This is a genomic window from Allobosea sp. CCNWLY174, assembly GCF_037120455.1.
In the GTDB taxonomy this organism is placed as follows: domain Bacteria; phylum Pseudomonadota; class Alphaproteobacteria; order Rhizobiales; family Beijerinckiaceae; genus Allobosea; species Allobosea lupini.
In genome coordinates, this window is the sequence record NZ_JBBBBQ010000029.1 from 1 (window position 1) to 539 (window position 539).

The 539-nt window shown below is 73.5% G+C and carries 1 protein-coding gene; it reads left to right on the forward strand.

All coding sequences use genetic code 11. The features are described from left to right. Positions 1 to 539, forward strand: a 539-nt coding sequence (locus V7S63_RS28705; RefSeq protein ID WP_465247290.1) for a tetratricopeptide repeat protein, incomplete at both ends; no start/stop codon positions are given.

Below are 539 nucleotides of genomic sequence, written 5' to 3' on the forward strand. Positions count from 1 at the left end.
ATCGCCAATGGCGCCTCGCTGCTGGCGCGGCTCGAATTCGCCGGCGTCGATGTCGGCTCCCGTTGGGACGAACTCGCCGCCAGGGCGGAAGGCCGCGTCCACGATGGCTGCCTCGTCTTCGCCGACCTGCATTACGCCCTGTCGCTGCTCGGCGCCGGCCATGCCGATGGCGCCGAAGCCATCGCCCGTGGCCTGATCGCGGATGCGCAGGCCCATCCCAGCGGCGAGCGGCGGGACGCGGCCCGCAACGGCGCGCTCGCCGCCTTCGGGCTGATCGCCTTCCACGAGCGCGACTACCGCGAGGCGGCTCGCCTGCTCGGTGCCGCCCGTGACGGCCTGCTCGCCGTCGGCGGCAGCCACGCCCAGCGCGACCTGTTCGAGCAGGCCTATGCCGAGAGCCTGATCCGGTCCGGCGAGCACGATCGCGCCGCGATCGTCCTGGTCGAGCGCCTGGCGCGGCGCAAGGGTCAGAACCGCTTCGCCAGCCGCCGGCTCGAAAAGCTCGGGCGGCTCGGAAAGACGGCGAGCGGCCTCGTCGC